25 protein-coding genes are annotated in these 25,004 nt (G+C 67.1%); 8 read left to right on the forward strand and 17 right to left on the reverse strand.

The features are described 5' to 3' along the window. Nucleotides 1-30: 30 nt before the first annotated feature. Together hydA and DES41_RS04855 are read left to right on the forward strand one after the other, a co-directional pair. The gene (hydA, locus tag DES41_RS04850) at nt 31-1,449 is read left to right on the forward strand and encodes a dihydropyrimidinase (RefSeq protein WP_114466414.1); all 1,419 of its coding nucleotides are present in this window, start codon (nt 31-33) and stop codon (nt 1,447-1,449) included. 4 nt (nt 1,450-1,453) lie between these two features. After that, the gene (locus DES41_RS04855) at nt 1,454-2,197 is read left to right on the forward strand and encodes an aspartate/glutamate racemase family protein (protein ID WP_114466415.1); all 744 of its coding nucleotides are present in this window, start codon (nt 1,454-1,456) and stop codon (nt 2,195-2,197) included. Here DES41_RS04855 and DES41_RS04860 read toward each other — a convergent pair whose 3' ends face one another. The 8 genes from DES41_RS04860 to DES41_RS04895 form a co-directional block, all read right to left on the reverse strand. Continuing rightward, a complete protein-coding gene (locus DES41_RS04860) occupies nt 2,198-2,518 on the reverse strand; it encodes a YkgJ family cysteine cluster protein (protein ID WP_114466417.1) in 321 nt (106 codons plus the stop codon). Nucleotides 2,519-2,558: 40 nt separating this feature from the next. Then, nucleotides 2,559-3,698 carry a HupE/UreJ family protein gene (locus tag DES41_RS04865; protein ID WP_114466419.1) on the reverse strand — a complete coding sequence of 380 codons (1,140 nt, stop codon included), beginning with the start codon at nt 3,696-3,698 and terminating at the stop codon, nt 2,559-2,561. Continuing rightward, complete coding sequence (locus tag DES41_RS04870) at nt 3,695-4,822, reverse strand: tetratricopeptide repeat protein (RefSeq protein WP_114466421.1); 1,128 nt, start codon at nt 4,820-4,822, stop codon at nt 3,695-3,697. Before DES41_RS04870 ends, DES41_RS04865 begins: the two co-directional genes overlap by 4 nt. A gap of 14 nt (nt 4,823-4,836) precedes the next feature. Beyond that, nucleotides 4,837-5,109 carry a hypothetical protein gene (locus tag DES41_RS04875; protein ID WP_114466422.1) on the reverse strand — a complete coding sequence of 91 codons (273 nt, stop codon included), beginning with the start codon at nt 5,107-5,109 and terminating at the stop codon, nt 4,837-4,839. 22 nt (nt 5,110-5,131) lie between these two features. Then, nucleotides 5,132-6,760, reverse strand: a complete 1,629-nt coding sequence (locus DES41_RS04880; protein ID WP_114466424.1) for a DUF4331 domain-containing protein — start codon at nt 6,758-6,760, stop codon at nt 5,132-5,134. A gap of 123 nt (nt 6,761-6,883) precedes the next feature. Beyond that, nucleotides 6,884-8,107: an MFS transporter gene (locus DES41_RS04885; protein ID WP_114466836.1), complete on the reverse strand. Its 1,224-nt coding sequence runs from the start codon at nt 8,105-8,107 to the stop codon at nt 6,884-6,886. 62 nt (nt 8,108-8,169) lie between these two features. Continuing rightward, complete coding sequence (gene argF / locus DES41_RS04890; RefSeq protein ID WP_114466426.1) at nt 8,170-9,087, reverse strand: ornithine carbamoyltransferase; 918 nt, start codon at nt 9,085-9,087, stop codon at nt 8,170-8,172. Next, nucleotides 9,084-10,295 carry an aspartate aminotransferase family protein gene (locus DES41_RS04895; protein WP_114466428.1) on the reverse strand — a complete coding sequence of 404 codons (1,212 nt, stop codon included), beginning with the start codon at nt 10,293-10,295 and terminating at the stop codon, nt 9,084-9,086. Before DES41_RS04895 ends, argF begins: the two co-directional genes overlap by 4 nt. 278 nt (nt 10,296-10,573) lie before the next feature. On the opposite strand from DES41_RS04895, the gene DES41_RS04900 reads away from it, so the two are divergent. Continuing rightward, a complete protein-coding gene (locus DES41_RS04900; protein WP_114466430.1) occupies nt 10,574-10,891 on the forward strand; it encodes a DUF3579 domain-containing protein in 318 nt (105 codons plus the stop codon). Nucleotides 10,892-11,012: 121 nt separating this feature from the next. Here DES41_RS04900 and rpsT read toward each other — a convergent pair whose 3' ends face one another. Further along, nucleotides 11,013-11,318: a 30S ribosomal protein S20 gene (gene rpsT, locus DES41_RS04905; RefSeq protein WP_114466432.1), complete on the reverse strand. Its 306-nt coding sequence runs from the start codon at nt 11,316-11,318 to the stop codon at nt 11,013-11,015. A 118-nt stretch (nt 11,319-11,436) separates the two neighbouring features. Here rpsT and murJ point away from each other — a divergent pair, with 118 nt between their 5' ends. Then, the gene (murJ, locus tag DES41_RS04910) at nt 11,437-13,005 is read left to right on the forward strand and encodes a murein biosynthesis integral membrane protein MurJ (RefSeq protein WP_114466434.1); all 1,569 of its coding nucleotides are present in this window, start codon (nt 11,437-11,439) and stop codon (nt 13,003-13,005) included. A gap of 52 nt (nt 13,006-13,057) precedes the next feature. Then, a complete protein-coding gene (locus DES41_RS04915; RefSeq protein WP_114466436.1) occupies nt 13,058-13,915 on the forward strand; it encodes a SirB1 family protein in 858 nt (285 codons plus the stop codon). 6 nt (nt 13,916-13,921) lie between these two features. On the opposite strand, the gene DES41_RS04920 is transcribed toward DES41_RS04915, so the two are convergent. Genes DES41_RS04920 through DES41_RS04945 form a run of 6 tightly spaced genes read right to left on the reverse strand, consistent with a single transcriptional unit; the run spans nt 13,922 to nt 19,285 of the window. Continuing rightward, nucleotides 13,922-14,719 carry an SDR family oxidoreductase gene (locus tag DES41_RS04920; RefSeq protein WP_114466438.1) on the reverse strand — a complete coding sequence of 266 codons (798 nt, stop codon included), beginning with the start codon at nt 14,717-14,719 and terminating at the stop codon, nt 13,922-13,924. A 27-nt stretch (nt 14,720-14,746) separates the two neighbouring features. Next, nucleotides 14,747-16,006 carry a radical SAM family heme chaperone HemW gene (gene hemW, locus DES41_RS04925; protein WP_114466837.1) on the reverse strand — a complete coding sequence of 420 codons (1,260 nt, stop codon included), beginning with the start codon at nt 16,004-16,006 and terminating at the stop codon, nt 14,747-14,749. An 11-nt stretch (nt 16,007-16,017) separates the two neighbouring features. Next, nucleotides 16,018-16,617 carry an RdgB/HAM1 family non-canonical purine NTP pyrophosphatase gene (gene rdgB, locus DES41_RS04930; RefSeq protein ID WP_114466440.1) on the reverse strand — a complete coding sequence of 200 codons (600 nt, stop codon included), beginning with the start codon at nt 16,615-16,617 and terminating at the stop codon, nt 16,018-16,020. 2 nt (nt 16,618-16,619) lie between these two features. Further along, nucleotides 16,620-17,348, reverse strand: a complete 729-nt coding sequence (gene rph / locus DES41_RS04935) for a ribonuclease PH (protein ID WP_114466442.1) — start codon at nt 17,346-17,348, stop codon at nt 16,620-16,622. A 42-nt stretch (nt 17,349-17,390) separates the two neighbouring features. Then, the gene (locus DES41_RS04940) at nt 17,391-18,278 is read right to left on the reverse strand and encodes a PP2C family protein-serine/threonine phosphatase (protein ID WP_114466444.1); all 888 of its coding nucleotides are present in this window, start codon (nt 18,276-18,278) and stop codon (nt 17,391-17,393) included. Then, nucleotides 18,275-19,285, reverse strand: a complete 1,011-nt coding sequence (locus tag DES41_RS04945) for a serine/threonine protein kinase (RefSeq protein ID WP_114466445.1) — start codon at nt 19,283-19,285, stop codon at nt 18,275-18,277. The genes DES41_RS04940 and DES41_RS04945 overlap by 4 nt, the downstream gene beginning before the upstream one ends. A 73-nt stretch (nt 19,286-19,358) precedes the next feature. On the opposite strand from DES41_RS04945, the gene DES41_RS04950 reads away from it, so the two are divergent. From DES41_RS04950 to DES41_RS38700, 3 genes are all read left to right on the forward strand, one after another. Then, nucleotides 19,359-20,276 carry a YicC/YloC family endoribonuclease gene (locus tag DES41_RS04950; RefSeq protein ID WP_114466447.1) on the forward strand — a complete coding sequence of 306 codons (918 nt, stop codon included), beginning with the start codon at nt 19,359-19,361 and terminating at the stop codon, nt 20,274-20,276. Between the two features lie 208 nt (nt 20,277-20,484). After that, nucleotides 20,485-21,033 carry an Arm DNA-binding domain-containing protein gene (locus DES41_RS38695; RefSeq protein WP_211332893.1) on the forward strand — a complete coding sequence of 183 codons (549 nt, stop codon included), beginning with the start codon at nt 20,485-20,487 and terminating at the stop codon, nt 21,031-21,033. After that, complete coding sequence (locus DES41_RS38700; protein WP_211332894.1) at nt 20,946-21,740, forward strand: tyrosine-type recombinase/integrase; 795 nt, start codon at nt 20,946-20,948, stop codon at nt 21,738-21,740. The genes DES41_RS38695 and DES41_RS38700 overlap by 88 nt, the downstream gene beginning before the upstream one ends. 245 nt (nt 21,741-21,985) lie before the next feature. Here DES41_RS38700 and DES41_RS37675 read toward each other — a convergent pair whose 3' ends face one another. Together DES41_RS37675 and DES41_RS37680 are read right to left on the reverse strand one after the other, a co-directional pair. Further along, a complete protein-coding gene (locus DES41_RS37675) occupies nt 21,986-23,089 on the reverse strand; it encodes a hypothetical protein (protein WP_147282793.1) in 1,104 nt (367 codons plus the stop codon). 115 nt (nt 23,090-23,204) lie between these two features. After that, entirely contained in the window at nt 23,205-24,563 is a 1,359-nt protein-coding gene (locus DES41_RS37680) for a hypothetical protein (RefSeq protein WP_147282794.1), read from the reverse strand. Nucleotides 24,564-25,004 lie beyond the last annotated feature (441 nt).

Raw genomic sequence — 25,004 nt, forward strand, 5'->3', positions numbered from 1 at the left:
GCCCCCTCATTCCCAACGCAACACGAACCCATGTCCGACTTCGACCTTGTGATCCGCAACGCGCGGGCCGTGACCGCCTCCGACAGCTTCGACTGCGACATCGGCATCCGCGCCGGCCGCATCGCCCAGCTGGGCCTGGACCTGGCGGCCGGCAAGCGGGAGATCGACGCGGCAGGGCGCACGGTGACGCCCGGCGGCGTCGACGCGCACTGCCACCTGGACCAGCCGATGCCGCCGCCCACGCGCACCGCCGACGACTTCGACACCGGCACGCGCTCGGCCGCCTGCGGTGGCACCACCACGGTGATCCCGTTCGCCGCGCAGCAGAAGGGCCAGTCGCTGCGCGCCGCGGTGGAGGACTACCGCGCGCGCGCGGCGGGCAAGGCGCACATCGACTACGCCTTCCACCTGATCGTGAGCGACCCCACGCCCACGGTGCTGCAGGAGGAGCTGCCGGCGCTGATCCGGGAGGGCTTCACCTCGTTCAAGATCTACATGACCTACGACGACATGAAGCTGGACGACGGCCAGATCCTGGACGTGCTGGACGTGGCCCGTCAGCACGGCGCACTGGCCATGGTGCATGCCGAGAACGCCGACTGCATCGAGTGGCTCACGCGCCGGCTGGAGGCCGCCGGCCGCACGGCGCCGCGCTTTCACGCGCATGCGCGGCCCATGCTGGTGGAGCGCGAGGCCACGCACCGCGCCATCGCGCTGGCCGAGCTGGTGGACGTGCCCATCCTCATCGTGCACGTGTCGGGCCGCGAGGCGGTGGAGCAGATCCGCTGGGCGCGCGCGCACGGGCTGAACATCTTTGCCGAGACCTGCCCGCAGTACCTGTTCCTGACGGCGGAAGACCTCGGCATCGACGACAGCTACAAGGGCGCCAAGTGCGTCTGCAGCCCGCCGCCGCGCGACCGCGCCAACCAGCAGGTGATCTGGGACGGGCTCAACGACGGGCTGTTCACGGTGTTCTCGTCCGACCACGCGCCGTTCAAGTTCGATGCGCCCGAGGGCAAGAAGCCGAACGGCGAGGAGGTGTCGTTCCGCCACATTCCCAACGGCATCCCGGGCCTGGAGACGCGCATGGCGCTGCTGTGGTCCGAAGGCGTGCTGGCCGGCCGCATGACGCCGCACCGCTTCGTCGAGTTGACCGCCACCGGCCCGGCCAAGGCCTACGGCCTGCACCCGCGCAAGGGCACGATCGCCATCGGCGCGGATGCCGACCTCGTCATTTGGGACGAACGCGAATTCGTGCTGCGCAACGAACAGCTGCACCACGAAGTGGACTACACGCCCTACGAGGGCATGCGCCTGAAGGCCTGGCCCGGCATCACGCTCAGCCGCGGCGAGGTGGTGTGGGACGGCCAGTTCCATGCGCGCCCCGGCGAGGGCCAGTTGCTCGCATGCGGCAAGCCCTCGTTGCTGCCCCAACGCCGCGCGGATTGACGCCATGAAGCTGCTCGTCATCAACCCCAACATCTCCACCAGCGTCACCGCGCTGATCGAGGCCGAGGCGCGCCGCAGCGCGTCCGCCACCACCGCGCTGACCATGCAGACCGCACCCTTCGGCGTGGCCTACATCGAGACGCGCTTCGAGGCGCTGATCGGCGCCTACGCCACGGCGCAGGTGGCGGCCGAGCACGCGCCGGGGCACGACGCCGTGATCGTGGCGGCCTTCGGCGACCCGGGCCTGGCGGGCCTGCGCGAGGTGCTACCCATGCCGGTGCTGGGCCTCACGGAATCGGCGCTGGCCAGCGCCTGCCTGCTGGGGCAGCGCTTTTCCATCGTCGCGATCTCCCAGCGCATCAGCGCCTGGTACCGCGAGGTGGTCGACGCCAACGGCCTCATCGGCCGGCTGGCCAGCATCCGCGCGCTGGACCAGCCGCTGGCCGGCATCGGCAGCGTGCAGACCGACCACGGCACGGCGCTGAAGGCGCTGTGCGAACGCGCCGTGGCCGAGGACGGTGCCGACGTGATCGTGCTGGCCGGCGCGCCGCTGGCGGGGCTGGCGCGCAGCCTGCACGGGCAGTTGCCGGTGCCGGTGGTCGATGGCGTCTCCAGCGCCGTGCGGCATGCCGAATCGCTGGTGGCCCTGGCGCCGGGCAAGGCCACGCGCGGCAGCTTCGCGCCGCCGCCGGTCAAGCCGAACGCGGGCTTGCCCGAGGCGATCGCGCGGCTGCTGGCGCGCGGCTGATCAGGCGTCCAGCGGCGCCATGCCGTGCCGCGCCCGCGCGCGGCCGCAGGCGTCGCTGCCGGCCTCGAACTCGCGGCAGGGCGAGGGCCGCCACTCGTAGATGCCGCAGCCCACGTGCTGCCCCAGCTTGCCCGTCAGCGCGGCGCAGCGGACCGGCACGTGGTCGGTGCCCCGCATGCGGGCGGTGCTGCCGTTGACATCCACCGCCAGCCCGTCGGGCACGCTGCCGCCTTCGCGCTGCAGTTCGTAGACCGAGAAGTCGACGCGGAAGTTGGCGCAGCAGGCGCCGCAGGACTGGCAGGGCGAAACGGCGGTGGACATGGGCGCGATTGTCGCGGCGCCCGCGGCGCGCCTTCCCTGCTCAGGCGATGCGCTCCACGAACCACCAGGACGACAGCAGGATCAGCACGCCGGAGCCACCGCGCACCACCAGCGGCTGGTACCAGCGGCGGTCGACCACGGCCTGCACCAACAGCACCCAGCCCGAAACGGCCAGCAGCTGCCCGGCCTCCACGCCCAGGTTGAAGCCGGCCAGCGCCCAGGGCAGCAGCCCGGGCGGCGCCGCCATCTCCGACAGCAAGCCAGCGAACCCGTAGCCATGCACCAGCCCGAATACCAGCGCCAGCCGCTCGGCGCGCAGCCCGGGCACGGGCCACAGGTTGAGCACGGCGGTGGCGGCGATGGACGCGGCAATGACCGGCTCGACCCAGGCCGGCGATGCGGACGTCCAGCCCAGCGTGGCCGCGACGAGCGTGATGGAGTGGCCGATGGTGAACGCCGTGACGGTGCGCAGCAAGGACCACCAGGCCGTGCCGGCCGGCTCCGCTGGCCCGGCGGCCGTGCGGCGGCCGAGCCGCAGCCCCAGCGGCAACACCAGCGCGAGCAGGAACGCCAGGTGGTCGTAGCCCTCCAGCAGATGCAGCATGCCGAGCATGAAGTAGTCGCGCAGCGTGGCGGCGGCACCGCGCGGGGCCGTGCCATCGGCCTGCAGCCGCAGCGGCTCGTCCATCTGCGGCGCGCGCGTGGCCAGCAGCGGCTGGCCGCCGACCTGTCCCGAAACGAGCAGGCGGTGGTTGCTGTCCTGCTCGCGCAGCAGCGTGTAGCGCCAGATGCGCGCGGTGGCGGCGCAGGCGCTGCGCGCAGTGGCACGCAGGTAGGCGCCATCGCTGCGGCGCTCCAGGCCGTCGAAGCGCCAGGCCAGCGCGCAGGCCGGGTCTTGCGCGGGTTCGGCCTCCAGCCGCGCGTGCTGCTGCAGCAGGGCCAGCACGGCGGGCGTGGCGGCCTGCACCTCGCCCCAGGTGACGAGGCCATCGGCATCGGCGTCCAGCGGCAGCAGCAGGTCGAGGTCCTTCAGCGCGACGGACAGGGTGGCCTGCAGGCCTTCGGCGCTGTCTTGCAGATCGAGGTAGGCGTCGCTGCCCTTGTGGGCCCAGGCCGGGCCTGCCATCAACGCCCAGGTGGCCAGCAGCAGGGCCAGCCGCCGCCACCGGAGCGGGCTCATGGCGTGCGCTCCACCAGGCGCCGGTCGACCAGGCCGCTGGCCTGCAGCTCCTGCCGCAGGCCGCGCAGGGCCGCATCGTCGCCGGCGCGCTGGGCGCTCTGCAGCGCCAGCCACCAGTCGATGGGCTCACGCTGCAGGGCCAGGTTGCGCCGCGCGAGCGCCAGTGCGGCGGGCGCGTCGTCGTGCAGCCACAGCGCCGCGAGGGCCTGCTCGCGCGCATGGGCGTCGGCGGCGTCGCCGCGGCGTGCCAGCTCGTCTGCGCGCGTGCGCAGGCTGTCGCGCAGCGCCGTCCAGCCGGCGTCGCCGCGCTGGCGCAGGGCCAGGGCCTGGCGCAGCAGCACGGCGTCGGTGTCGGGCTGCGCGCGCAGCACCTCCAGCACTTCGGCCGGCTGGCCGGTGCGCAGCAGCAGGTCGGCCAGCGCGATGCGGGTGTACAGGTCGGGCGCAGCCTGCAGGCTCAGGCGGTAGGCGGCCAGGGCCGCGGTGTCGCGGCCGGCGCGTTCTTCGTGCTCGGCCAGCAGCGAGGCCAGCCAGCCACGCTGCGCGGGCTCGGTGGCCTGGTCCAGCAGACGCTGCAGGCCCTTGCGCGCCTCGTCGTGGCGGCCTTGCAGCGACAGTGTTTCCAGCTGGCAGGCCTGGGCGTAGAGCAGCGCACCGGCACGGGCCACGGCATCGCAGGCCTGCAGGGCCGCCGGGTAGCGGCCGCTCAGGCGCTCCAGGGAGGCCAGGTCGAGCCAGCCCTGGGCCTGGCCGGGATCGCGCGCCAGCACGGCCTGCAGCACCTGGCGTGCTTCGCCGAAGTCGTGGCGGCCCTGTTGAACGGTGGCCTGCAGCACGGCGAGTGCGGCCGGCGCGTCGGCCTTGTTCCACCAGGGCGCGAGCGCGGCCTGGGCACGGCCCCAATAGCGCGCATCGCCGGTTTCGCGTGCGGTGGCGATGGCGGCGCGCGCCAGCCGCTCCGCCTGCACCGGATCGGCGGCAGCGCTGCCCTGGACGGGGCGCACGCGCGTGACGGCGGGCAGGCGTTCCACCACCTCCTGGTCGCTGGTCGGGCGCAGCGGCGTGGCCGCTTGGGCCACGCCTAGCAGGCACATGGCCAGCGGCACAAGGGGCAAGCGCAGCATGGCGGCGGCGCGCGTCAGAGTTCCGCGGGCTCGTCGGTGTCGCTGGTGGCCAGCGTGGCGCCTTCGATGGCCACCGGGTCGCTGGTTTCGCTGGTGCTGGCGATCAGCGATTTGGCGAAGGCGATGACGTCGGCGATGCTGGTCTGCACAGGGGCAGGCACGTCGGTTCCGGGCACGTTGCCGGCCGAGCCGCCGCCGTCGCCAGGCCCGTCGCCACCGCCGCCCCCGCAGCCGGCAAGCACGACGCACACCGCCGCAGCGGGAACGATCCAGGGAGTGGTTCGCATGGAAAAGCTCCTCGTGGTGCGTTCAGTAGGCCGCGGAACCGGAGTTCGGCGTGTTCAGGTACGGAAAGCGCGTGAGGAACGGCACGGTCGCCTGGTCCACGGCGTCGTGGATGTTGGCGGCGCCAGCGCCCAGCGGCACGCTGGAGGGCTTGCAGGCCGAGGTGAGCGCAGGCACGCCCGGTACGCCGTTGAGCCCCAGCGCGTTGCCGTCGCCGTTGATCACGCACAGGCCGCCGACCATGGCCACCAGCGCGATGTCGACCACATCGTCCTTCGGCCGGCGCCCGTTCGGAAAGCCCGCGAGGTCGCGCGCCTGGGCCAGGTTGGCCGGGCCGCCCACGCGCAGCACCTCGCCCGCCACGCCCAGGCGGTTCTGCTCGGCAGCAGGCACGGCGGCGACGGCGGTGTTGAGCCGCAGCACCTCCGACGGCGCGGCCGTGGTCGGCTTGTTCACGCCCGCGATGCCCGTCAGGAACACGGTGGCCAGGTCGGTGCGCGGCAGGTTGGTCGGTGCCACGGCGGCCGGGTTGTTTGCCAGCACCACGCCCAGCAGGGCGGGCAGCGTGGGGTTGGTCACGTAGTTCAGGAACTGGGCGTCGTCCCGCGGGCTGGATGCGTTGAACTTGTCCTTGTCCGGCAGGCCGATCACGAGTTCGTTGACCAGGGGATTGCCGAGCCGCGAAACCTGCACCCAGGCGCCGCCGGCCTTCTCCGCGGTCTGGTGGCCGGCAGCGGGCTTGCCGTTCAACAGGCGCGCCTGCCGCATGCTGGCCGTGGTCCAGCCGCCGATGACCGGGTCGCTGCCGGCCGTCAGGCAGTCCTTATGCACCTCCAGCGCCAGCGTGGTGACGTTGGCGCGCTGGATCACGTGCTTGCCGCCCATGCCGGCGGCGTCCTTGTTCGCGGGATCGAGCAGCACCGCGGCCGGCGCGTTCACCAGGTCGAACACCGGGCCGAGGTTGACGGCGAAGCCCTCCTGGCGCTGGCCGACGAACACGCGGCCTTCGTCCTTGCCGGCGGGGCAGCCGGGCACCTTGATGGTGTGGATGTGCTTTTGTGCGTAGGCCTCGTAGGCGGCAGGTTCGCCCAGCGTCTTGCTGCCGATGTAGTCGACAGGCTTCTCGAACACCCGGCTGCCATCGGCCTTGGCCACGGCGGACGCTGCGCCCTTGCGCCGGTCGCCACGCACCACGCTCAGGCTGTAGGTCTCGTTGAGGTTCAGGTTGGCGTCCGACACGTTGGCGACCGGGCCGGTCTGGATCAGCGGTACCGCCACGCTGGCGCTGCCGATGGACAGCGCCGTGCCGTTGAGCTTGTTGCTGAAGCGGAACTGGAAGGTGAGGTCTTCACGGCCATCGCCGTTGTTGTCCAGGTGGATCTCGTACAGCGCGTTCGGATCGAGCGAGAAGTAGTTGGGGCCGCCGTACGGAGACTGCAGCGGCTGGTAGTTGGCGATCAGCGTGATGTAGTCCGACCGGCCGCCACCACCGCCGCTGGCCACGCCCTCGTAGCTGCGGAACATGTAGAAGTCCGTGCCATCCACCTTCGGGCTGGTGGTGATGAACGGGGCTTCGCGGTGGCTGGATGCGAGCGCGCTGGCGGCGCAAGCCAGCAAAGCGCACGCTGCGATCGAACTGCGGGCAAATGGCATGCCGCTCTCCTCGGTGTGTGGGTCGACATGGCACCACCGACCAGCGGCACCTGGTTGCTTGTACGGAGCCACGGCGGCCCCGGATCTCCAGGTGTTTACCCTTACAAATGTTGCCGCGTGGATTCAGCCGCGCTGCAGCGCCGCATCGCGCCGGCGCAGCGCCCGGGCGAAGAACAGCGCCATCCCCAGCACCCCGACGCCCGCGCCCGCCACCACCGCCGTCGAGCCCCAACGCCCGACCAGGCTGGCCGCCAGCACCACGCCCACCGATTGCCCGATGAACAGCGAAGTGGAGAACATGGCCACGCCCATGCCACGCGCCTCAGGCGCCATCTGCGTGGCATTGGTCTGCAGCGTGTTCTGCATCATGAACAGGCCGAAGCCCGCCACCAGGCTGGCGACTGGCGCGAGCAGGGCGTAGGGCGTGAAGGCCAGCCCGCAGGCGCCGATGGACAGGGCGGCGGCGCCAGTCAGCACCAGGCCGCGCTCGCCCAGCCTGGGGATCAGCCGGCGCGCGCCGACCATGTACAGCACGCCGCCCACCCCGGCCAGTGCCACGCTGGCGCCGGAAGCAGCCAGCGACATGCCCAGCTTGGCGTGCAGATGCGAGGCCCAGATGGCCATCACGCCGAAGGCCAGCGCGCCCTGGGCCACCGAGGTCAGCAACACGGCGCGGGCATGCGGCCGGCGCAGGATGACGAGCAGCTGCGCGCCGAAGCGCTGCCGCGTGGCCGGCGCGCCTGCCAGACCGGCCATGTGGTGCGGCTGCACGCGCTGCTGCCGCCAGTCGCGCCACTGCAGCGCGCCGACCACGCCGAACAGCGCGGTCAGAAACCAGAACGCCCAGCGCCAGCCGAACCAGTCGGTGAACAAGCCGCCGAGCAGCTGGCCGCTGACCAGCCCCAGCGTGGAGCCGAGGCCCAGCAGCGCCAGCGTCTCCTGGCGCTTGTCGTAGCTGACGGCATCGCCGACCCAGGCCAGGCCCATCGGGATCATCGCGGCGGCGGCCATCGCCACCAGCACCCGGCCCAGCACCAGCGTGGACAGGTCGGGCGCCAGCGCCGACACCACGCTGCCGATGCTGCAGGCCAGGGTGCAGAACGCAATCAGTGCGAACTTGCCGACACGGTCGCCGATGGGGCCGTAGAACAGCAGCGCAGCGCCGTAGGCGATGGCAAAGAACGAGACCACCTGCGCGGCCTGCGCCAGCGAGACCGAAAACTCCTGCGCCAGCGCCGGCAACATGGCATCGCAGATGCGCTGCACCGACATGCTGGAGAAGTTGGAGAGCGACAGCAGCAGGATGCTGCGCCGCAGGGCGGGCGTGAGGGCTGGGGAATCGGGCATGGGCACCGGCATGGAGCCGGGCCTTCGGTGCCCGGCTTGCCGCGTCTGCAGATCGGAAAGGGCTAGGAGACGCGCCCCAGCAGCAAATACTCCATCAGCGCCTTCTGCACGTGCATCCGGTTCTCGGCCTCGTCCCAGACCACGGATTGCGGGCCGTCGATGACCTCGGCCTGCACCTCCTCGCCGCGGTGCGCGGGCAGGCAGTGCATGAACAAGGCGTCGGGCCTGGCGACCTTCATCATCTCTTCGTCCACGCACCAGTCGGCGAAGGCCTTGCGGCGCGCCTCGTTCTCGGCCTCGTAGCCCATGCTGGTCCAGACGTCGGTGGTCACGAGGTCGGCGCCGCGGCAGGCGTCCATCGGGTCCTTGAACACCTTGTAGCTGTCGGACGAGCGCAACCCGGCCACGGATTGGTCGATCTCATAGCCGCTGGGCGTGCTGACATGGACCTTGAAGCCCAGGATCTCGGCGGCCTGCAGCCAGGTGTTGGCCATGTTGTTGCCGTCGCCCACCCAGGCCACCGTCTTGCCCGTGATCGAACCACGGTGTTCGATGAACGTGAAGATGTCGGCCAGGATCTGGCAGGGATGGAACTCGTTGGTCAGGCCGTTGATGACGGGCACGCGCGAGTTGGCGGCGAAGGCGACGATCTTGTCCTGCCCGAAGGTGCGGATCATCACCAGGTCGACCATGCGGCTGATGACCTTGGCGCTGTCCTCGATGGGCTCTGCGCGGCCGAGCTGGCTGTCACCGGTGGTGAGGTTGACCACCGAGCCGCCCAGCTGGTACATGCCGGCCTCGAAGCTCACGCGCGTGCGGGTGCTGGCCTTCTCGAAGATCATGGCCAGCGTGCGGTCCACCAGCGGGTGGTGCTTCTCGTAGGCCTTGAACTTGTGCTTGATGAGCGCTGCGCGCGCGAACAGGTAGGCGTACTCGTCGGCCGAGAAGTCGCTGAACTGCAGGTAGTGCTTCAGGCTCATGGCGCTGCCACCGGTTCTGCCAGGAATTCCTTCACCAGTGGCACGAGGATGGCAACGATCTCGTCGGCCTCGGCCTGCGACAGGATCAGCGAGGGCACCATGCGGATCACCGAGTCGGCCGTCACGCTCAGCAAGAGCCCGCGCTCGGCCGCGCGGGCCGTCAGCACCCCGCACGGGCGCGTGAGCTCCACGCCGAGCATGAGGCCCTGGCCGCGGATTTCTTTGAAACCCTCGACGCCCTCGAAGGCCTGGAGCAGCGACTGCTTCAGGTGCGCGCCGACCTTGGCGGCGTTCTCCAGCAGGCCTTCCTCCTCCATGATGCGGATGGTCTCGATGCCTGCGCGCATGGCCAGCGGATTGCCGCCGAAGGTGGTGCCGTGGTTGCCAGGGCCGAAGATGTGCGCGGCCTTGGGGCCGGCCACGACGGCGCCGATCGGCACGCCCGAACCCAGGCCCTTGGCCAGGGGCATCACGTCGGGCACGATGCCGGCCCACTGGTGCGCGAACCACTTGCCGGTGCGGCCCATGCCGCACTGCACCTCGTCGATCATGAGCAGCCAGTCGCGCTCGTCGCAGAGCTTGCGCACCTGCTGCAGGTACTCGGCGCGCATGGGGTTGACGCCGCCCTCGCCCTGGATGGTCTCGAAGAACACCGCCACCACGTTGGGGTTGCCGGCGGTCCTGGTCTTGAGCGCCTCGATGTCGTTCAGCGGTACGCGGATGAAGCCTTCGACCAGCGGACCGAAGCCCTGCTGCACCTTGGTGTTGCCGGTGGCGCTCAAGGTGGCGATGCTGCGGCCGTGGAAGGCCTTCTCGTAGACGACGATCTCGGGCTTGTCGATGCCCTTGTCATGGCCGAACTTGCGCGCCAGCTTGATGGCCGCTTCGTTGGCCTCCAGGCCGGTGCAGCAGAAGAAGGCGTTGGTCATGCCGGCCAGCTCGGTCAGCTTTGCCGCCAGTTTTTCCTGGCCGGGCACGTGGTAGTAATTGGAGCTGTGGATGATCTTGGTCAGCTGCTCCTGCAGCGCCGGCACCAGCTTGGGATGGTTGTGGCCCAGCGTGTTGACTGCGATGCCGCCCAGCGCATCGATGTACTGCTTGCCATTGGTGTCCCACACACGCACGCCCTGGCCATGCGACAGCGCGATCGGCACGCGGCCGTAGGTGTTCATGACGTGGGGGGAAGTGGGCTCTACGGCAGCGGTCATGGTGCTGATCTCTCCAGAAGGGGCGAAACACGAGGGATTCAGCAAGACCGGCGCCGTCTCGGTTGGTCACCGGGGCCCGCTGAACGGTGATTCTAGGGGCAGTGATTGCCCGCTTTTTTGACAAATCCGCATCACAGCTATGCGCCCGGCGACAGGGCAACGACAGGTGGCTCGGCTAAACTCTGGTGCACCGCAGCATGAGGACGGCACCGTTCTTGCAGCGAGCGCTGCACACAATGCAGCGTCCCCAGCGCCTCTTTCCCGATCAATCCCACCAGATGACCCCGCCCCCGTCCAAGGAAGTCTTCATCCAGGGCATCACCCACGACGGCAGGACCTTTCGCCCCAGCGACTGGGCCGAGCGGCTGGCCGGCGTGCTGAGCCAGTTCCGGCCGGGCGGGCCGCAGCCGGGCAGCCACCTGGGCTATTCGCCCTGGTGCGTGCCGACCACGGTGAACGGCGTCAAGTGCGTGATCGTGCACCGCGACCTGCGCGAGTACGACGTGATGGCCTGGGACTTCGCCATGAACTTCGCGCGCGACAACGAGTTGCAGGTGGCCGAGGCCTGCCTGGTGCCTGAGCCACCCAAGCGCTGAGCCTTTTCACTTTCCAGGCGCCCAAGAAAAAACCGCCCGAAGGCGGTTTCTCTTTTTCTTTGCTGGCAGCGCACCCGTTCAAACGGCGGGTTGCTGGTGCAACCCGGGCGGGTTGGCTGGTTTAGGCTGCGGCCGGAGCAGTGGCCAGGGCCTTGACCTTGGCGGCCAGGCGGCTCTTGTCGCGCGAGGCCTTGTTCTTGTGGAAGATGCCCTTGTCGGCGACGGTGTCGACCACGGATTGCATCTTGCCGAACAGTTCGGTGGCCTTGTCCTTGTCGCCGGCGGCAACTGCCTTCTCGACGTTCTTGACGAAGGTGCGGTATTTGGAACGCAGCGAGGTGTTCGCAGCGTTGATCTTGACGTCCTGGCGGACGCGCTTGCGGCCCGACGCCAGGCGCGGGTTCTTCTTTTTGGGCTTGGTTGCCATGGTATGTGTTCCTTAAAGGCTTGAGGATGTTGCCAGCAAAGCCCGCCAGTATAACAGCGCCGTCACAATCGGGCTGGCGTGCCCAGAATGGCGCTGGCCGCTGGCTACACTCCCTGCGGTGAGTCTCCTCAAATCCGCCTCCACGGTCTCGCTGCTGACACTGGCGTCGCGCATCACCGGCCTGGGCCGCGAACTGCTGATGGCATCGCTGTTCGGCGCCAGCGCCATGACCGATGCCTTCAACGTCGCCTTCCGTATCCCCAACCTGTTCCGGCGCCTGTTCGGCGAGGGTGCGTTCAGCCAGGCGTTCGTGCCGGTGCTGGCGGCCAGCAAGGCGCAGAACGGCGAGGCCGCCACCAAGCAGCTGATCGACCATGTGGCCAGCGTGCTGACGGCCATCCTCGTGTTGGTGTGCCTGGCCGGCGTGCTGGCCGCGCCGCTGATGGTCTGGGTGCTGGCCGCCGGCCTGCAGCAGGACGCCGACGGCTTCCATGCTGCCGTGGTCATGACGCGCTGGATGTTCCCCTACATCGGCTGCATGTCGCTGGTGGCGCTGGCCTCGGGCATCCTGAACACCTGGAAGCGCTTTGCCGTGCCGGCCGTCACGCCCGTGCTGCTGAACCTGGCCATGATGGGCTCGGCCTGGCTGGGCGCGCCCTGGCTGGCCGCCCGCGGCATCGAGCCGATCTACGCCATGGCCGGCGGCGTGATGCTGGGCGGCGTGCTGCAGCTTGGCGTGCAGGTTCCGGTGCTGGCCCGCATGGGCCTGCTGCCGCGCGTGCGGCTGGGCCTGGCCGGCCTGCGCGAAGCCTGGGCCGACCCCGGCACGCGGCGCATTGCCAAGCTCATGGGCCCGGCCCTGCTGGGCGTGGGCGTGGCCCATGTGTCCATCATGATCAACACCCAGATCGCCTCGCACCTGGCGCCGGGCAGTGTCAGCTGGCTGGGCTATGCCGACCGGCTCATGGAGTTCCCGACCGCGCTGCTGGGCGTGGCGCTGGGCGTGGTGCTGATGCCGCAGCTGAGCGGCGCGCACGCGGCCGGCGACACGGCGCGCTACTCGGCCATGCTGGACTGGGGCCTGCGCCTGGTGGTGCTGATGGCCGTGCCCAGCGCGGTGGCGCTGCTGACCTTCGCCGTGCCGCTGGTCTCCACCATCTACCACCACGGCATGTTCGGCGAGGAAGACGTGCGCCAGACCAGCCTGGCGCTGATGGGCTACGGCGCCGGCCTGTTCGGTCTGGTGGCGATCAAGGTGCTGGCACCGGGCTTCTACGCGCGCCAGGACGTGCGCACGCCCGTGAAGATCGCGCTCGTGGTGCTGGTCTTCACCCAGCTGCTGAACTTCGGCCTGGTGCCCCTGCTGCAGCATGCCGGGCTGGCGCTGTCGGTGGGCCTGGGCGCGACGCTGAACGCTGCATTGCTGCTGATCGGCCTGCTGCGCCGCGGCAGCTACCGGCCTTCGCCAGGCTGGGGGCGCTACCTGCTGCAGGTGGTGGCGGCCAGCGCCCTGCTGGCGATCTTCCTGATCTGGGTGTCGCGCGCCTACCCCTGGACGCAGGTCGGCCACGGCTGGCTGCGCATGGGCGGCATGGCACTTGCCCTGGCGGCGTCTGGCCTGGTGTATTTCGGCGCCGCCTGGGCAGCCGGCATCCAGCTCAAGCGCATGCTGCGCCACGGCGCCTGAGGCCATCCGGCCCTGGCTTGACGCGCCCAGGCCCGTCCATTACAAAGAACCGATGCCGCCCAGCTATTCGATCCCGACACCGCTTGAGTACTTCACCGCCCTGGTCCAGAGCGACGAGCAGTTCCCCCTGCTCGAGGCCTGCGCCAGCCTCGCCCAGGACGAATACCCCGAGCTCGATGTGCAACAGGTGCTGGGCGACATGGACCAGCTGCAGGCCCGCCTGCAGCGCCGCCTGGCGGCCGACGCGCCGCCGCTGCACCGCCTGCGCATGCTGAACCAGTTCTTCTACCGCGAGCTCGGTTTCGGCGGCAACGTCAACAACTACTACGACCCGGACAACAGCTACCTCAACGCCGTGCTGCGCACGCGCATGGGCATCCCGATCTCGCTGGCGGTGCTGTGGATGGAGCTGGCCCAGGGCCTGCACCTGCAGGTGCGCGGCATCAACTTCCCGGGCCACTTCCTGGTGAAGGTCAACCTGCCCAAGGGCCAGGTGGTGATCGACCCCTTCGTCGGCCAGTCGCTGAGCCGCGAGGAACTGGTCGAGCGCCTGGCGCCCTACAAGCAGCAGCAACAGGCCGAGCAAGGCGAAGACTTCGACGTGCCGCTGGGCCTGTACCTGCAGTCGGCCAAGCCGCGAGACATCCTGGCGCGCATGCTGCGCAACTTGAAGGAGATCCACCGCAGCCAGTCGGACGCGCAACGCCTGCTGGCGGTGCAGAACCGGCTCGTGGTGCTGCTGCCCGAGGCCTGGTCCGAGTACCGCGACCGCGGGCTGACCCACGCCGACCTGGGCCACAACGACGAGGCCGTGCTGGACCTGGAGAAGTACCTGGTCTGCGCCGACGAGGCGCGCGACACGGCCGTCATCGCAGACCGCGTGTCCGCGCTGCGGCGCGCGCGGCACTGAAGCCCTTCAGATCATCGGCGTCACGGCGCCGTCCATGGCCAGGATCGCGCCGGTGATGTAGCTCGCGCGCGCCGACGCCAGGAACAGCACGGCATCGGCGATCTCGGCCGGCTCGGCGATGCGGCCCAGCGGCAGCCGCGCCGTGGCGCGGCGCAAGGCCTCTTCTGCATCGATGCCCTGCAGCCGCGCATCGGCCGCCATGCCTTCCTTCAGCCGCTCGGTCAGCGTGAGCCCGGGGTTCACGGCGTTCACGCGCACGCCGCGCGCGGCATAGGCCGCGGCCATGCCGGCCGAGACCAGCATCAGCGCCGCATTGGCCGCGCCGCCCGGCATGTGGACCGGGCTGGCCACCTTGCCGCCCGCGCCGATCACGTTGACGACCGCGCCGCCACCGCGCTCGGCCATGCGCTTGACCACCGGGTCCAGCACATGGATGTAGCTGAAGTACTTGGCGTCCATGGCGTCGTGCCAGGCCTGCGGCGTGAGCTCGTCGGGCGGCGTGCGCTTGGCCGCGCCGGCCGAGTTCACGAGCACCTGCACGGCGCCGGCCTGCTGTTCGATGGCGTCGACTGCGGCCAGCGCAGAGGCCGCGTCGCGCAGGTCGGCCGCATGGGTCTGCACACGCGTGGTGGCATCTGCGAAATCGGCGCGCAGCGCCATCGCGGCGCGCTCCAGGTTGCCCGCATCGCGCGAGACCAGGCTCACGCGGGCGCCCTCACGCAAGAAGGCCTGGGCACAGGCCAGGCCGATGCCCTTGCTGCCGCCCGTGATCAAGACATGCTGGCCCGTCAACTGCAAATCCATGGATGTGCTCCGGTGAAGTGGAAGGCGCTAGGCGCCGGACAGGAAGATCTCCTGCAGATCGCTGAGGAAGTCGAACCCCTTCTCGCTGGGACGCACGCGCGCGGCGTCGCGCACCAGCAGGCCGCGGCGTTCGCCCTCCGCCAGGCCGGCGGCGATGGCCGACAGCGGCAGGCCGGTGCGCTCGGTGAAGTCCTGCAGTGCAAAGCCCTCGCGCAGGCGCAGCGCATTGAGCATGAACTCGAAAGGCAGGTCGGCCCGGCGCACATCCTCGTCCTGCGCCAGCGCGGCGCCGGCCAGCGCCTGCTCCATGTACAGGCCGGGCTCGCGCAGCCGCATCTGGCGCACCACGCGGTGCGCGAAGCTCAGCTTGCTGTGCGCGCCCGCGCCTAGCCCCAAGTAGTCGCCGAACTGCCAGTAATTGAGGTTGTGCACGCAGCGGTGGCCGGCGCGCGCATAGGCCGAGATCTCATAACGCTCCAGCCCCGCACTGCCCGTCGCCTCGGTGATCTGGTCCAGCATGCCGTAGGCGATGTCGTCCTCGGGCAGCACCGGCGGGTGCTTGGCGAAGAAGGTGTTGGGCTCGATGGTCAGGTGGTAGACCGACAGATGCGGCGGCGCCAGCGCCAGCGCGGTGTTCAGGTCCTGCGCCAGCATCTCGGGCGTCTGGCCCGGCAACGCGTACATCAGGTCCAGGTTGAAGGTGTCGAAGGCCTCGGCCGCCTCTTCGAGCGCGGCGATCGCCTGGCGGCGGTCGTGCACGCGGCCCACGGCCTGCAGCAGGCCATCGTCGAAACTCTGCACACCCACCGACAGGCGTGTGACGCCCGCCGCGCGGTAGGCGCGGAAGCGGTCCTTCTCGAAGGTGCCGGGGTTGGCTTCCAGCGTGACCTCGCAATCGGCCTCCAGCCGCAGCCGTGCGCGCACATCGCCCAGCAGCCGGTCGATGGCCTGCGGCGAGAACAGGCTGGGCGTGCCGCCACCGATGAAGATGCTGTGCACGGTGCGGCCCCAGACCAGCGGCAGCGCGGCCTCCAGGTCGGCGACCAGCGCATCGATGTAGCGCTGCTCGGGCAGCTCGGCCGGCGCCGACACCTGGGTCACCGCCGGCGCGTCGGCGCCGGCCCAGCGCACCACCGCCTCGTCACCACGCACGGCATGCGAGTTGAAGTCGCAGTACGGGCACTTGCGGATGCACCAGGGCAAATGCAGGTACAGCGCGAGCGGCGGCAGCGCCTGCAGCTGCAGTACGCTGGGCCGCATGTAGTCCAGGAGCTCGCGGGCGCGCATGCCGGACATCTCTAGAACCAGCGCTCGCGCATCAGGCGCAGCATCTCGCGTGCGGCCTGGCCGCGGTGGCTGTTGGCGTTCTTGATCTCGGCCGGCAGCTCGGCGAAGGTCTTGCCGAAGGCCTCGATCCACATCACGGGATCGAAGCCGAAGCCGCCCTCGCCCACCGGCGCCTCGGTGATGCGGCCGACCGCACGGCCGACCGCGATCAGCGGCTCCGGGTCTTCCGGGCTGCGCACGGCCACCAGCGTGCTGACCAGCGCGGCGCGGCGGTTGGCCACCCCGCGCATCTGCTCGAGCAGCGCGCGCACGTTGTTGTCGTCGCCCTTGGCGTAGCCGAACTGCGTGGCGTAGTAGGCCGTGTCCACGCCGGGCAGGCCACCGAATGCATCGACGCACAGGCCGGCATCGTCGGCCACGGCGGCCAGCCCCGTGTGGCGGGCGGCATTGCGGGCCTTGGTCAGCGCGTTCTCGACGAAGGTGCGGTAGGGCTCCTCGGCTTCGGGCACGCCGAGTTCGCCCTGGGCCACGAGGCGCAGGCCCAGCGGCGCGAACAGGGCCTGCAGCTCGGCCAGCTTGCCCTTGTTGTTGGACGCGAGAACCAGGTCCATGCTCAACCCGCGAGCGCCGCCAGCTGCAGCGCGATGAGTTCCTGGATGCCCTTGTCGGCCAGCTGCAGCAGCTGGTCCATCTCGGCGCGCGTGAAGGCCGCGCCCTCTGCCGTGCCCTGCACCTCCACGAAGTGACCGGCGCCGGTCATGACCACGTTCATGTCGGTGTCGCAGGCGGAGTCTTCCACGTACTCGAGGTCGAGCAGCGGCGTGCCTTCGACGATGCCGACCGAGACCGCGGCCACCGGCTGCACGATCGGCGTGGTGGCGAGCTTGCCTTCGGCCAGCAGCTTGCCCACGGCGTCCTGCGCGGCCACGAAGGCGCCCGTGATGGCCGCGGTGCGCGTGCCGCCATCGGCCTGCAGCACATCGCAATCGAGGTGGATGGTGCGCTCGCCCAGGCGCTTCAGGTCGAACACGGCGCGCATGGAGCGGCCGATCAGGCGCTGGATCTCCTGCGTGCGGCCGGTCTGCTTGCCCTTCGCCGCCTCGCGGCTGCTGCGCGTATGGGTGGCGCGCGGCAGCATGCCGTACTCGGCCGTGACCCAGCCCTCGCCGCTGCCCTTCTTGTGCGGCGGCACCTTCTCCTCGACCGAGGCGGTGCACAGCACGCGCGTCTGGCCGAACTCGATCAGCACCGAGCCCTCGGCATGGACGGTGAAGCCGCGGGTGATGCGCACGGGACGCAGCTGGTCGGCAGCACGGCCGCCGGTTCTTGCAAATTCAGTCATGGAGCGATTGTCGCCAAGCCGGAAAACCGCGCCCGGCGCGGGTCAGTTTCTGCGGGCGGCCGTGCGGCGGATGGCTTCGTTGATCTCGGCGATGGAGCGGTCGATGGCGGCTTCGTCGAGCTCGGGCACGGCCGCCTTCGGGTCGGTGCCCTGCACCGTGGCGGCGAATGCATCGGGCGCCTGGCCGCTGGTCGACGCAAAGGCATCCGCCGAGCGCCACTCCAGCGCCAGGGCGGTCACGTTGTCGCTGGTGTCACCTGCCGCGCGCAGCGCCTGCTCCACGAGTTCCGGCACGGCCTGCGCCACGGGCATGGCACTGAGTTGTTCGACGATGCGCTCGTCGCTCAGGCTGGACCACAGGCCGTCGGAGCACAGCAGGATCTTGTCGCCGCGCTGCAGCGCCACCGGCCCGGTCAGCTGGTATTCGGGCGCGACCGGCGAGCCCAGGCAGGTGTAGAGCACATTGCGGCTGACCCGGCCCGCGCGCGCCATGTCGGCCGGCATCTGCTCAAGGTAGGAATGGTCGCGCGTGCGCGCCAGCAACGCACCACCGCGCACCAGGTACAGCCGCGAATCACCGCAATGCGCCCAGGTCACGCTCTCGCCCTGCACCACGGCGGCCACCAGTGTGGTGCGCGGCTTGTCGGCCAGGCCGCGCTCCTCGCCATAGCGCAGGATGCGCCGGTGCGAGGCCAGCAGCGCATGCACGAGGAAATCACCGGCCTGGGGCAGCTGCGGCGTGGCGTGCTGCTGGTGCAGCGACGACAGCGTCTGCACCGCCAGCTGGGCAGCGGCCTCGCCCTCGGGGTGGCCGCCCATGCCGTCGGCCAGCACGAAGAGGCCCGACTCCCGCGTGTAGCAATAGCCCATGCGGTCTTCGTTCTTGGCCCGGCCACCGCGCCGGCTGACCTGGAAGACCGAGAACCTCATCGCGAGGTCTTGTCGGCCGACCTGGCGGGCGCGACCCCGCTCTTCTTGCCGTCCGACACCAGGGTGTCGAACTGCATGCGGATCTTCTCGCCCATGGACAGCTTGGTGTAGCGGCGCTCGCCCTCGCGGCTGAGCTCCTTCTGCAACGCGAACACCGACTGCGGCCGCGACAGCGGATCCAGTGCCATGCACCACTCGACCACCTCGATCAGGTTGTCGGAATACACGCCGCGCAGGCGGGCGAGCGAGGGGGTGATGCGGTCCTTCTCGAGCCGCTGTGGCGCCTCGGCCGGCGGGAAACCCAGCATGCAGGCGTAGATGCAGGCACCGATGGCGTAGATGTCGGTCCACGGCCCCATGGTGGCATCGCGCCGGTACATCTCGGGCGCGGCAAAGCCGGGCGTGTACATCGGCCGGATGAAGTTGCCTTCTTTGTTCAGCACCTCGCGCGCGGCGCCGAAGTCGATCAGCACAGCCTTGTCGTCGTCGGTGATGAAGATGTTGGCCGGCTTGATGTCCAGGTGCAGCATCTTGTGCTGGTGCACGATGCGCAGCCCGCGCAGCACCTCGTCGAACAGCGAGCGGATCGTCGACTCGCGGAACACCTTGGGCCGCTTGAGTTCGCGCGAGGTGATGATGAAGTCCTGCAGGGTCGCGCCCTCCAGGTAGTTCATGACCATGTAGACGGTCTCGTTCTCGCGGAAGAAGTTCAGCACGCTGACCACCGAGGGGTGGGCGATCTGCGCGAGCGAGCGACCTTCCTCGAAGAAACTCTTGAGCCCCAGGCGGTACAGCGAGAGCTTCTCGGCCGGCACCACGGGCAGCGTCTGGCCCGGTTCGCGTGAGGCGAGCGAGGACGGCAGGTATTCCTTGACCGCGACATAGTTGCCTTCGCCGTCGATGGCGAGGTAGACCATGCCGAAGCCGCCGGAAGAGAGTCTGCGCACGACGCGGTAGCCACCGATGACGGTCTCGGGCCGCAACGGCGCCGGCTTGCTCTTGGTCATGGAAAAGGCTGCAATCGTCGCGAAGGGTGGAAGCCGTTATTCTCTGGCCTTTGCAACGACCAGAAACGTTCTCATGCCAGTCTACAGCATGACCGGTTACGCAAGCGCCCAGCAAAGTGGCGCCAGTAACCCCGCGGAAACCGACGCCAGGAGCCAGCCGTCGCGCCGCCTGGGCATGGAGATCCGCGCCGTCAACAGCCGCTTCCTCGACCTCGCCTTCCGCCTGCCCGACGAATTGCGCCAGCAGGAACCCGCGCTGCGCGAACTGCTCACAGCCAAGCTCAAGCGCGGCAAGGTGGAGCTGCGCGCGTCCATCGACAGCATCGACACCGGCAGCGTGCCTGAACCCACGCCGCGCCTGCTGCAGCGCCTGAATGGGGTGCAGGACCAGGTGCGTTCGTGGCTGCCCAACGCCACGCCGCTGTCCGTGGCCGAGGTGATCCGGCTGTCTTCCGCCGAACAACATGGCGCAGGCGAACTCGACGACCAACTGCTGCCGCTGGCAGAAAAGGTCGTGAAGGAACTGCTGGCGGCACGCCAGCGCGAAGGAACCCGCCTCGCGGCGATGCTCAACGAGCGCCTGGGCCAGCTGCGCGCACTGGCTGCGCAGGCCCTGCCGCTCGTCCCGCAACTCGTGGAGCAGCAGCGCCAGCGCTTCCTGGACCGCTGGAAGGAAGCCATGGCCCTGGCCGACGGCGCCACCCTGCCCGAAGCCGCGCAGGACCGCGCTCTGACCGAAGCCACGGCCTTCGCCATCCGCATCGACGTGGCCGAGGAGATCACGCGGCTGGATTCGCACCTGGACGAGATCGAGCGCCTGCTCAAGAAGGGCGGTGAACTCGGCAAGCGGCTCGATTTCCTGATCCAGGAACTGCACCGCGAGGCCAACACGCTGGGCTCCAAGTCCGCCGCGCTGGAATTGACGCGCATCTCGGTGGACATGAAGGTGCTGATCGAGCAGATGCGCGAGCAGGTGCAGAACGTTGAGTAGGGTGCCAGAGTTGCAAACGCCACCGGAAAACGCCCTTCTACAGAGGTGAAGGCCGGGGAAAGTGGTCTCATGCAGTAGCAAGTGATGTCAGCGCAGCACACGATTGCTGTGGGGTAATTTGTGGGGGAAATGGGTTCCCCCACAGGTCCGGGCTCCGAGCCCGAACATTTACCCCACAGCTTCTTCTTGAACCGCTGTGGAGATCGCTATGACTGAGAGAGAACGCATCACCGACAAGACGCTGCGCGCCTGGCTCAACGCCGGCCCCGTGGACCGCGGCATCGGCGGCGGCCTGACCTTCGTGGGCACCAGCGCCAGCGCGCTGAAAGGCCAGGCCTCCTGGATCCTTCGCTTCCGCTTCGGCGGCACCGCCCGAGAAAAGGTGCTGGGCCGCTACCCGGACCTGTCGCTCAAGGACGCACGCGAGGCGGCGCGCATGAACCGGGCACGCATCCAGCAGGGTGTGGACGTCGCCGCGGAAAAGCGTGCTGAGCGGCTCAAGGCCCATGAACAGACCACCGTCACAGCCCTTGCCGAAGCCTGGTACGAACGGAACATCGCCAAGGTGCATAAGCACCCCGAGGTCGTGTCGCGCGTCATCCGCCGCCACATCGATCCGGTGATCGGCAAACTGGGGGTGGCGGAAGTCGGCCGCTGCACATCGACAAGGTGCTCACGCGCATCGTGGACGCCGGTACGCCGACCGTGGCCAACGATGCGCTGCGCTACCTGTTCCGTATGTTCCACTTCGCCGTGAAGCGCCGGTGGATCGACACCAACCCTGCTTCAGGCTTCGACCTCTCCGACGCAGGCGGTGCCGAGAAGTCCCGGCAGCGCTGGCTGAACCGCGATGAACTCGCAGCCCTCGCCAAGGCCATGCGAGACACGCGGAACTTCGGTCGCCAAAACGAACTGGCAGCCTGGCTGTTGCTCGCACTGTGCGTGCGCAAGATGGAGCTGCTGTCGGCTCAGTGGTCGTCGTTCGATCTGGAGCGCGGCATCTGGTCGCTTCGCCCATCGCGTACGAAGACGAGCCATGCGATTGAAATCCCGCTCGCAGCATCGGTCCTGCATTGGTTGGAGGAGGTGAAGGTGTTTTCGGGCAACAGCGAGTACCTGTTCCCTGCTCGCCGGCTGATCCACATGAAGGCCGGCGTACCCCGGAAGAACCGCTTCGGCCACATAAGCCCGGATACGTTGAACGCGGCGCTGCACCGCCTGCCGCTGGACGACATGGATCATTTCACCGTGCACGACATGCGGCGGACGGCCCGCACACACATGGCCGCGCTGGGCGTGGATCGGTTCGTCGCCGAACGGGCGCTCAACCACAAGGTGCGCGATATCGAAGGGGTCTACAACCGGTACGACTACTTCGAAGAGCGCAAAGCTGCGCTGCACCTATGGGCAAGACTTCTGGCGGGAATCTCGTGCTCACCCAAGAAGTTGCATGCAGATGATTGACTCCCTTCCGAGCGATGATTTCGTGACCCAAAGCGGCCACGTACATCAACCGCCGCCTACATGCCGACCGCGGCGATGACGCGTAGTGCAATACCAGCCGCCAGCGCTCCTGCTCGCCCCATATATAGATAGCTGCGCACGCATCCGCCGCAGCCTTGACACCGCCCGATACATTCACCTCTCGAAAATACCGTCAACTTAAAATAGTGGAAAACTACTGAATCTGACTCACACTTTTCAGCATGTTATCGAATCATCACATTAATTTGAGCCGGAGCCAAATTGGCTGGACGGGCGGAACCAAAACTCGGCGTAGGCAGAACCGGCACGACCGCTGGCGCCGCCGGCAAAAGAGCAGCTCTTGCCACTGCGGCTGCATTAGCAGCGACAGCCGCTGAGCGAGCTGCCACGATAGCAGTGGTGAAGCCATTCTTGGTTTGGCTAGAAAACTTGTCTAATGCTCGCCTCACCGACGCCTCATGAGGCCAGGAAGCCGAATAGTTGCCCGCTGCATCGATCGGTCGAACGGCCGCTTGCAAATCCGAGAGTTTTGAGGCGATTACGGATTTTTCGGACGATGAGGAGAAATCTCGAAGCAGCCACCATAAAGCCCCCGCTTGATCTAAAGTTAAGCGACCGGGTGGATTCAAAATATTTCCGAGCTCCTGAAGCGCGAGTTGATCAGAAATTAGCCCTACCGAATTAGGCTCCACTGAGGTTTGAACTGCAACCACATCGCCTTTCCTTATCGCATCACGAGAAAGAGCGGCGATAGAAGACGGCTCACAAATGTCTTGATTCCCCAAGACAAGAAGAGCCGCAGACGAGTAAGTTTGCACACCTATGCCCAAGGCTGCCGAACTGTGCTTAGTTAGTGCATTCACAACCAAGGTCCTAACGGAATCGATATTCTCAGCAGAGAATAAATAATTTTTAGTATAAATATCGATGCCAGAAAACGCCACTCCAGTTGTCAGTGCAAGATAACCCGCTGCATGCCGACTTCCCTCATGCAATGCAAGTATTGCGCTTCCAAAAGTACCCACAGCACCGACAACATCACGAATAACACTCACATTCTGCTGGGACTTGCCAGCAGACCTGAAGAAAGTTCGGCAGTTTGCATCCACTAGCGCAAATCCATCTTCGAGCATTTTACGTGCCAACGACGAATCACCCGGCGCGGCAAATGAGGCTGCATGCGACGCATAAAAACCATTGACCAACCCAGGATTAGAGCTGGTTTTCTCAGGGCCATTAGCCCCCACTGCGGGCTGAGGGCCGCTAACTGTGGCGCAGCCTGTAGCCATACCACCAACCACCAGCAGCCCGACTAAACTACTTCTCACAATCACCTCCCATCGAATATCTGATTTTCAAAAATCGCCCCGACGATTCGCCTCTGATACGAGTTCCGGGGGGCTCACCCCGGGCCAGAACACAGTTGAGAATCAAAGGTCAGCATCAGAAAGCGCCCGGCTTACGTAAGTAGGCCTCGATTCCTTGGCTATTAACCTGTGAAGAATTTTTTATGAGTGCAGCTCGCTCATTAGATGTCAGCGAAGGGATCGCAAAACTACTGCCGACACCATTCGATTTTGTAACTGAACCTATAAAAGCATTTGACTCTGGAGTGTTTGCCAAAGAAAGACCTCTTAGCGCCTGTTTACTTAGTGCCTCAGGATTATTTGTCCCGACGATGGCCTTGGCTTCCGCAACGCTTGCGGCCCTTACTAGCGCATCAACCGCGCTATTGGATTGAAATCGATTGGCAATAACTCCAAGAGCCAAAGGCGCAGAAAGTTTGACTTGAAGAAGCGTCCGAAATTTCTCCTTTTCGGCTAGATCCCCTCCCGGCAGAACTGCCGCCATCGGCAACTCCATGGCATTTCGAACCAGCCTCGAGTCAGACTCTCTCCCCACAGCGGCGATAACATTAAGCGCTTGCGGCCAGTATCTATTTACAGGCCCCTCCAACATTCGCCTAATTGATTCGAGATCGTCCTCAGAAAGCGTTTTGATTACATCAAGTGGAAGACCGTGAACCCAAGGTGGCGCCACAACCTCATACGCTCTTGGCGTCATTCCTGCAGAATCCACAGCCGCCGCAAGCGCAGAAGGCGTCGATTCTGCTTGAGCACCTTTTGCCTGAGGAACTTCTCCAGATTTATCCGCAACGGCCACCAAAGTAGCTGCATTCGTGTTACCGAGCTTTGAAACAGAAGAAACACTGCTCAGCTTGAAGTGATTGCATTCGACGTTAGTCTTCCCAACATGGTCGCGTCCTAACATCCAGAACATAAACCTTTTTCCAATCTCTGGCTTTTCCGTCGCGGACATCGCTGGCGCCTCAGCAGAGTGCTGCAGTCCCATATTATGTCCACGCTCATGCAACCAAAGCTGAATATCGAAGCCAGGTGCCGGCCCTACCACCAATGGCTCGCCACCTATTCGACCACAGCCGGCCGCCTGAATACCAGCACAATCAATCCCACTAACTATCAGTACATTGGCCCTAGGCGCAATGGATTTCATCTTTGCAGTTATCGATTCAAATGAACCGGTGATAGGAAGCCGTTCATCAACTATTACATCGCCTGCGCGAACAAATTGAACATCTTCACACGGAAAATCCCACGGATTGCCATAAACCGAAGCTCGGATTGCATCATTCATGCCGCGCACTATTACATCTACGTCCCGGTTGTCAATTAACAGTACAGGGTTGGCAGCTACCGTTAGCCTATGTTGCCATACTTGGGAATTTCCGGCGGCAGCGCCGAGAACGCCAATAAATAACGCAAGCACTCTCTTAATCGTCATTACTCGCCCCTCAAACTGATAATGAAACTAAAGAACGGCTGCAATCTTAAAACGGACTTTGCTCGCTTCCACGCCCCCCGTCCTCCTCAACTTTGAGGATAGAACGACAGATTTTGGTCTATAGAGAGAGTAGACATACATTGCCTTGGCCAGAAACAGTCGACCCAGTTCACAAAGCTACTCCCCAAAAACCTGCCTGCGCCGCGTGACCATCAAGCCGTCCCGGTTACGTTGGCACAGCAGTTTGAAGTCGTGGTTCAGGTCGCGCAAGATTTGCTCCTTTTCAATCCTCATCCAGTCATCTCCGCACGAAGTGCGGTACCTACGAGACCGAAGGCCGAAGCCGCCGGGGTGCATGACGGTCAGGTCAGTGTTTCTGTCCGTCCCTGACGCCGCAGCGCAAGGGAACTACGAGGGACACGGGACACCACTCCCGGTTGT

Origin of the sequence: Pseudorhodoferax soli (genome assembly GCF_003337555.1) — a bacterium.
In the GTDB taxonomy this organism is placed as follows: domain Bacteria; phylum Pseudomonadota; class Gammaproteobacteria; order Burkholderiales; family Burkholderiaceae_C; genus Pseudorhodoferax; species Pseudorhodoferax soli.

What these genes read in the sequence shown, in the direction of transcription:
- hydA (WP_114466414.1), top strand. Translation starts at nt 31, where the DNA reads ATGTCCGACTTCGACCTTGTGATCCGCAACGCGCGGGCCGTGACCGCC.
- DES41_RS04855 (WP_114466415.1), top strand. Translation starts at nt 1,454, where the DNA reads ATGAAGCTGCTCGTCATCAACCCCAACATCTCCACCAGCGTCACCGCG.
- DES41_RS04860 (WP_114466417.1), bottom strand. Translation starts at nt 2,518, where the DNA reads ATGTCCACCGCCGTTTCGCCCTGCCAGTCCTGCGGCGCCTGCTGCGCC.
- DES41_RS04865 (WP_114466419.1), bottom strand. Translation starts at nt 3,698, where the DNA reads ATGAGCCCGCTCCGGTGGCGGCGGCTGGCCCTGCTGCTGGCCACCTGG.
- DES41_RS04870 (WP_114466421.1), bottom strand. Translation starts at nt 4,822, where the DNA reads ATGCTGCGCTTGCCCCTTGTGCCGCTGGCCATGTGCCTGCTAGGCGTG.
- DES41_RS04875 (WP_114466422.1), bottom strand. Translation starts at nt 5,109, where the DNA reads ATGCGAACCACTCCCTGGATCGTTCCCGCTGCGGCGGTGTGCGTCGTG.
- DES41_RS04880 (WP_114466424.1), bottom strand. Translation starts at nt 6,760, where the DNA reads ATGCCATTTGCCCGCAGTTCGATCGCAGCGTGCGCTTTGCTGGCTTGC.
- DES41_RS04885 (WP_114466836.1), bottom strand. Translation starts at nt 8,107, where the DNA reads ATGCCCGATTCCCCAGCCCTCACGCCCGCCCTGCGGCGCAGCATCCTG.
- argF (WP_114466426.1), bottom strand. Translation starts at nt 9,087, where the DNA reads ATGAGCCTGAAGCACTACCTGCAGTTCAGCGACTTCTCGGCCGACGAG.
- DES41_RS04895 (WP_114466428.1), bottom strand. Translation starts at nt 10,295, where the DNA reads ATGACCGCTGCCGTAGAGCCCACTTCCCCCCACGTCATGAACACCTAC.
- DES41_RS04900 (WP_114466430.1), top strand. Translation starts at nt 10,574, where the DNA reads ATGACCCCGCCCCCGTCCAAGGAAGTCTTCATCCAGGGCATCACCCAC.
- rpsT (WP_114466432.1), bottom strand. Translation starts at nt 11,318, where the DNA reads ATGGCAACCAAGCCCAAAAAGAAGAACCCGCGCCTGGCGTCGGGCCGC.
- DES41_RS04915 (WP_114466436.1), top strand. Translation starts at nt 13,058, where the DNA reads ATGCCGCCCAGCTATTCGATCCCGACACCGCTTGAGTACTTCACCGCC.
- DES41_RS04920 (WP_114466438.1), bottom strand. Translation starts at nt 14,719, where the DNA reads ATGGATTTGCAGTTGACGGGCCAGCATGTCTTGATCACGGGCGGCAGC.
- hemW (WP_114466837.1), bottom strand. Translation starts at nt 16,006, where the DNA reads ATGCGCGCCCGCGAGCTCCTGGACTACATGCGGCCCAGCGTACTGCAG.
- rdgB (WP_114466440.1), bottom strand. Translation starts at nt 16,617, where the DNA reads ATGGACCTGGTTCTCGCGTCCAACAACAAGGGCAAGCTGGCCGAGCTG.
- rph (WP_114466442.1), bottom strand. Translation starts at nt 17,348, where the DNA reads ATGACTGAATTTGCAAGAACCGGCGGCCGTGCTGCCGACCAGCTGCGT.
- DES41_RS04940 (WP_114466444.1), bottom strand. Translation starts at nt 18,278, where the DNA reads ATGAGGTTCTCGGTCTTCCAGGTCAGCCGGCGCGGTGGCCGGGCCAAG.
- DES41_RS04945 (WP_114466445.1), bottom strand. Translation starts at nt 19,285, where the DNA reads ATGACCAAGAGCAAGCCGGCGCCGTTGCGGCCCGAGACCGTCATCGGT.
- DES41_RS04950 (WP_114466447.1), top strand. Translation starts at nt 19,359, where the DNA reads ATGCCAGTCTACAGCATGACCGGTTACGCAAGCGCCCAGCAAAGTGGC.
- DES41_RS38695 (WP_211332893.1), top strand. Translation starts at nt 20,485, where the DNA reads ATGACTGAGAGAGAACGCATCACCGACAAGACGCTGCGCGCCTGGCTC.
- DES41_RS37680 (WP_147282794.1), bottom strand. Translation starts at nt 24,563, where the DNA reads ATGACGATTAAGAGAGTGCTTGCGTTATTTATTGGCGTTCTCGGCGCT.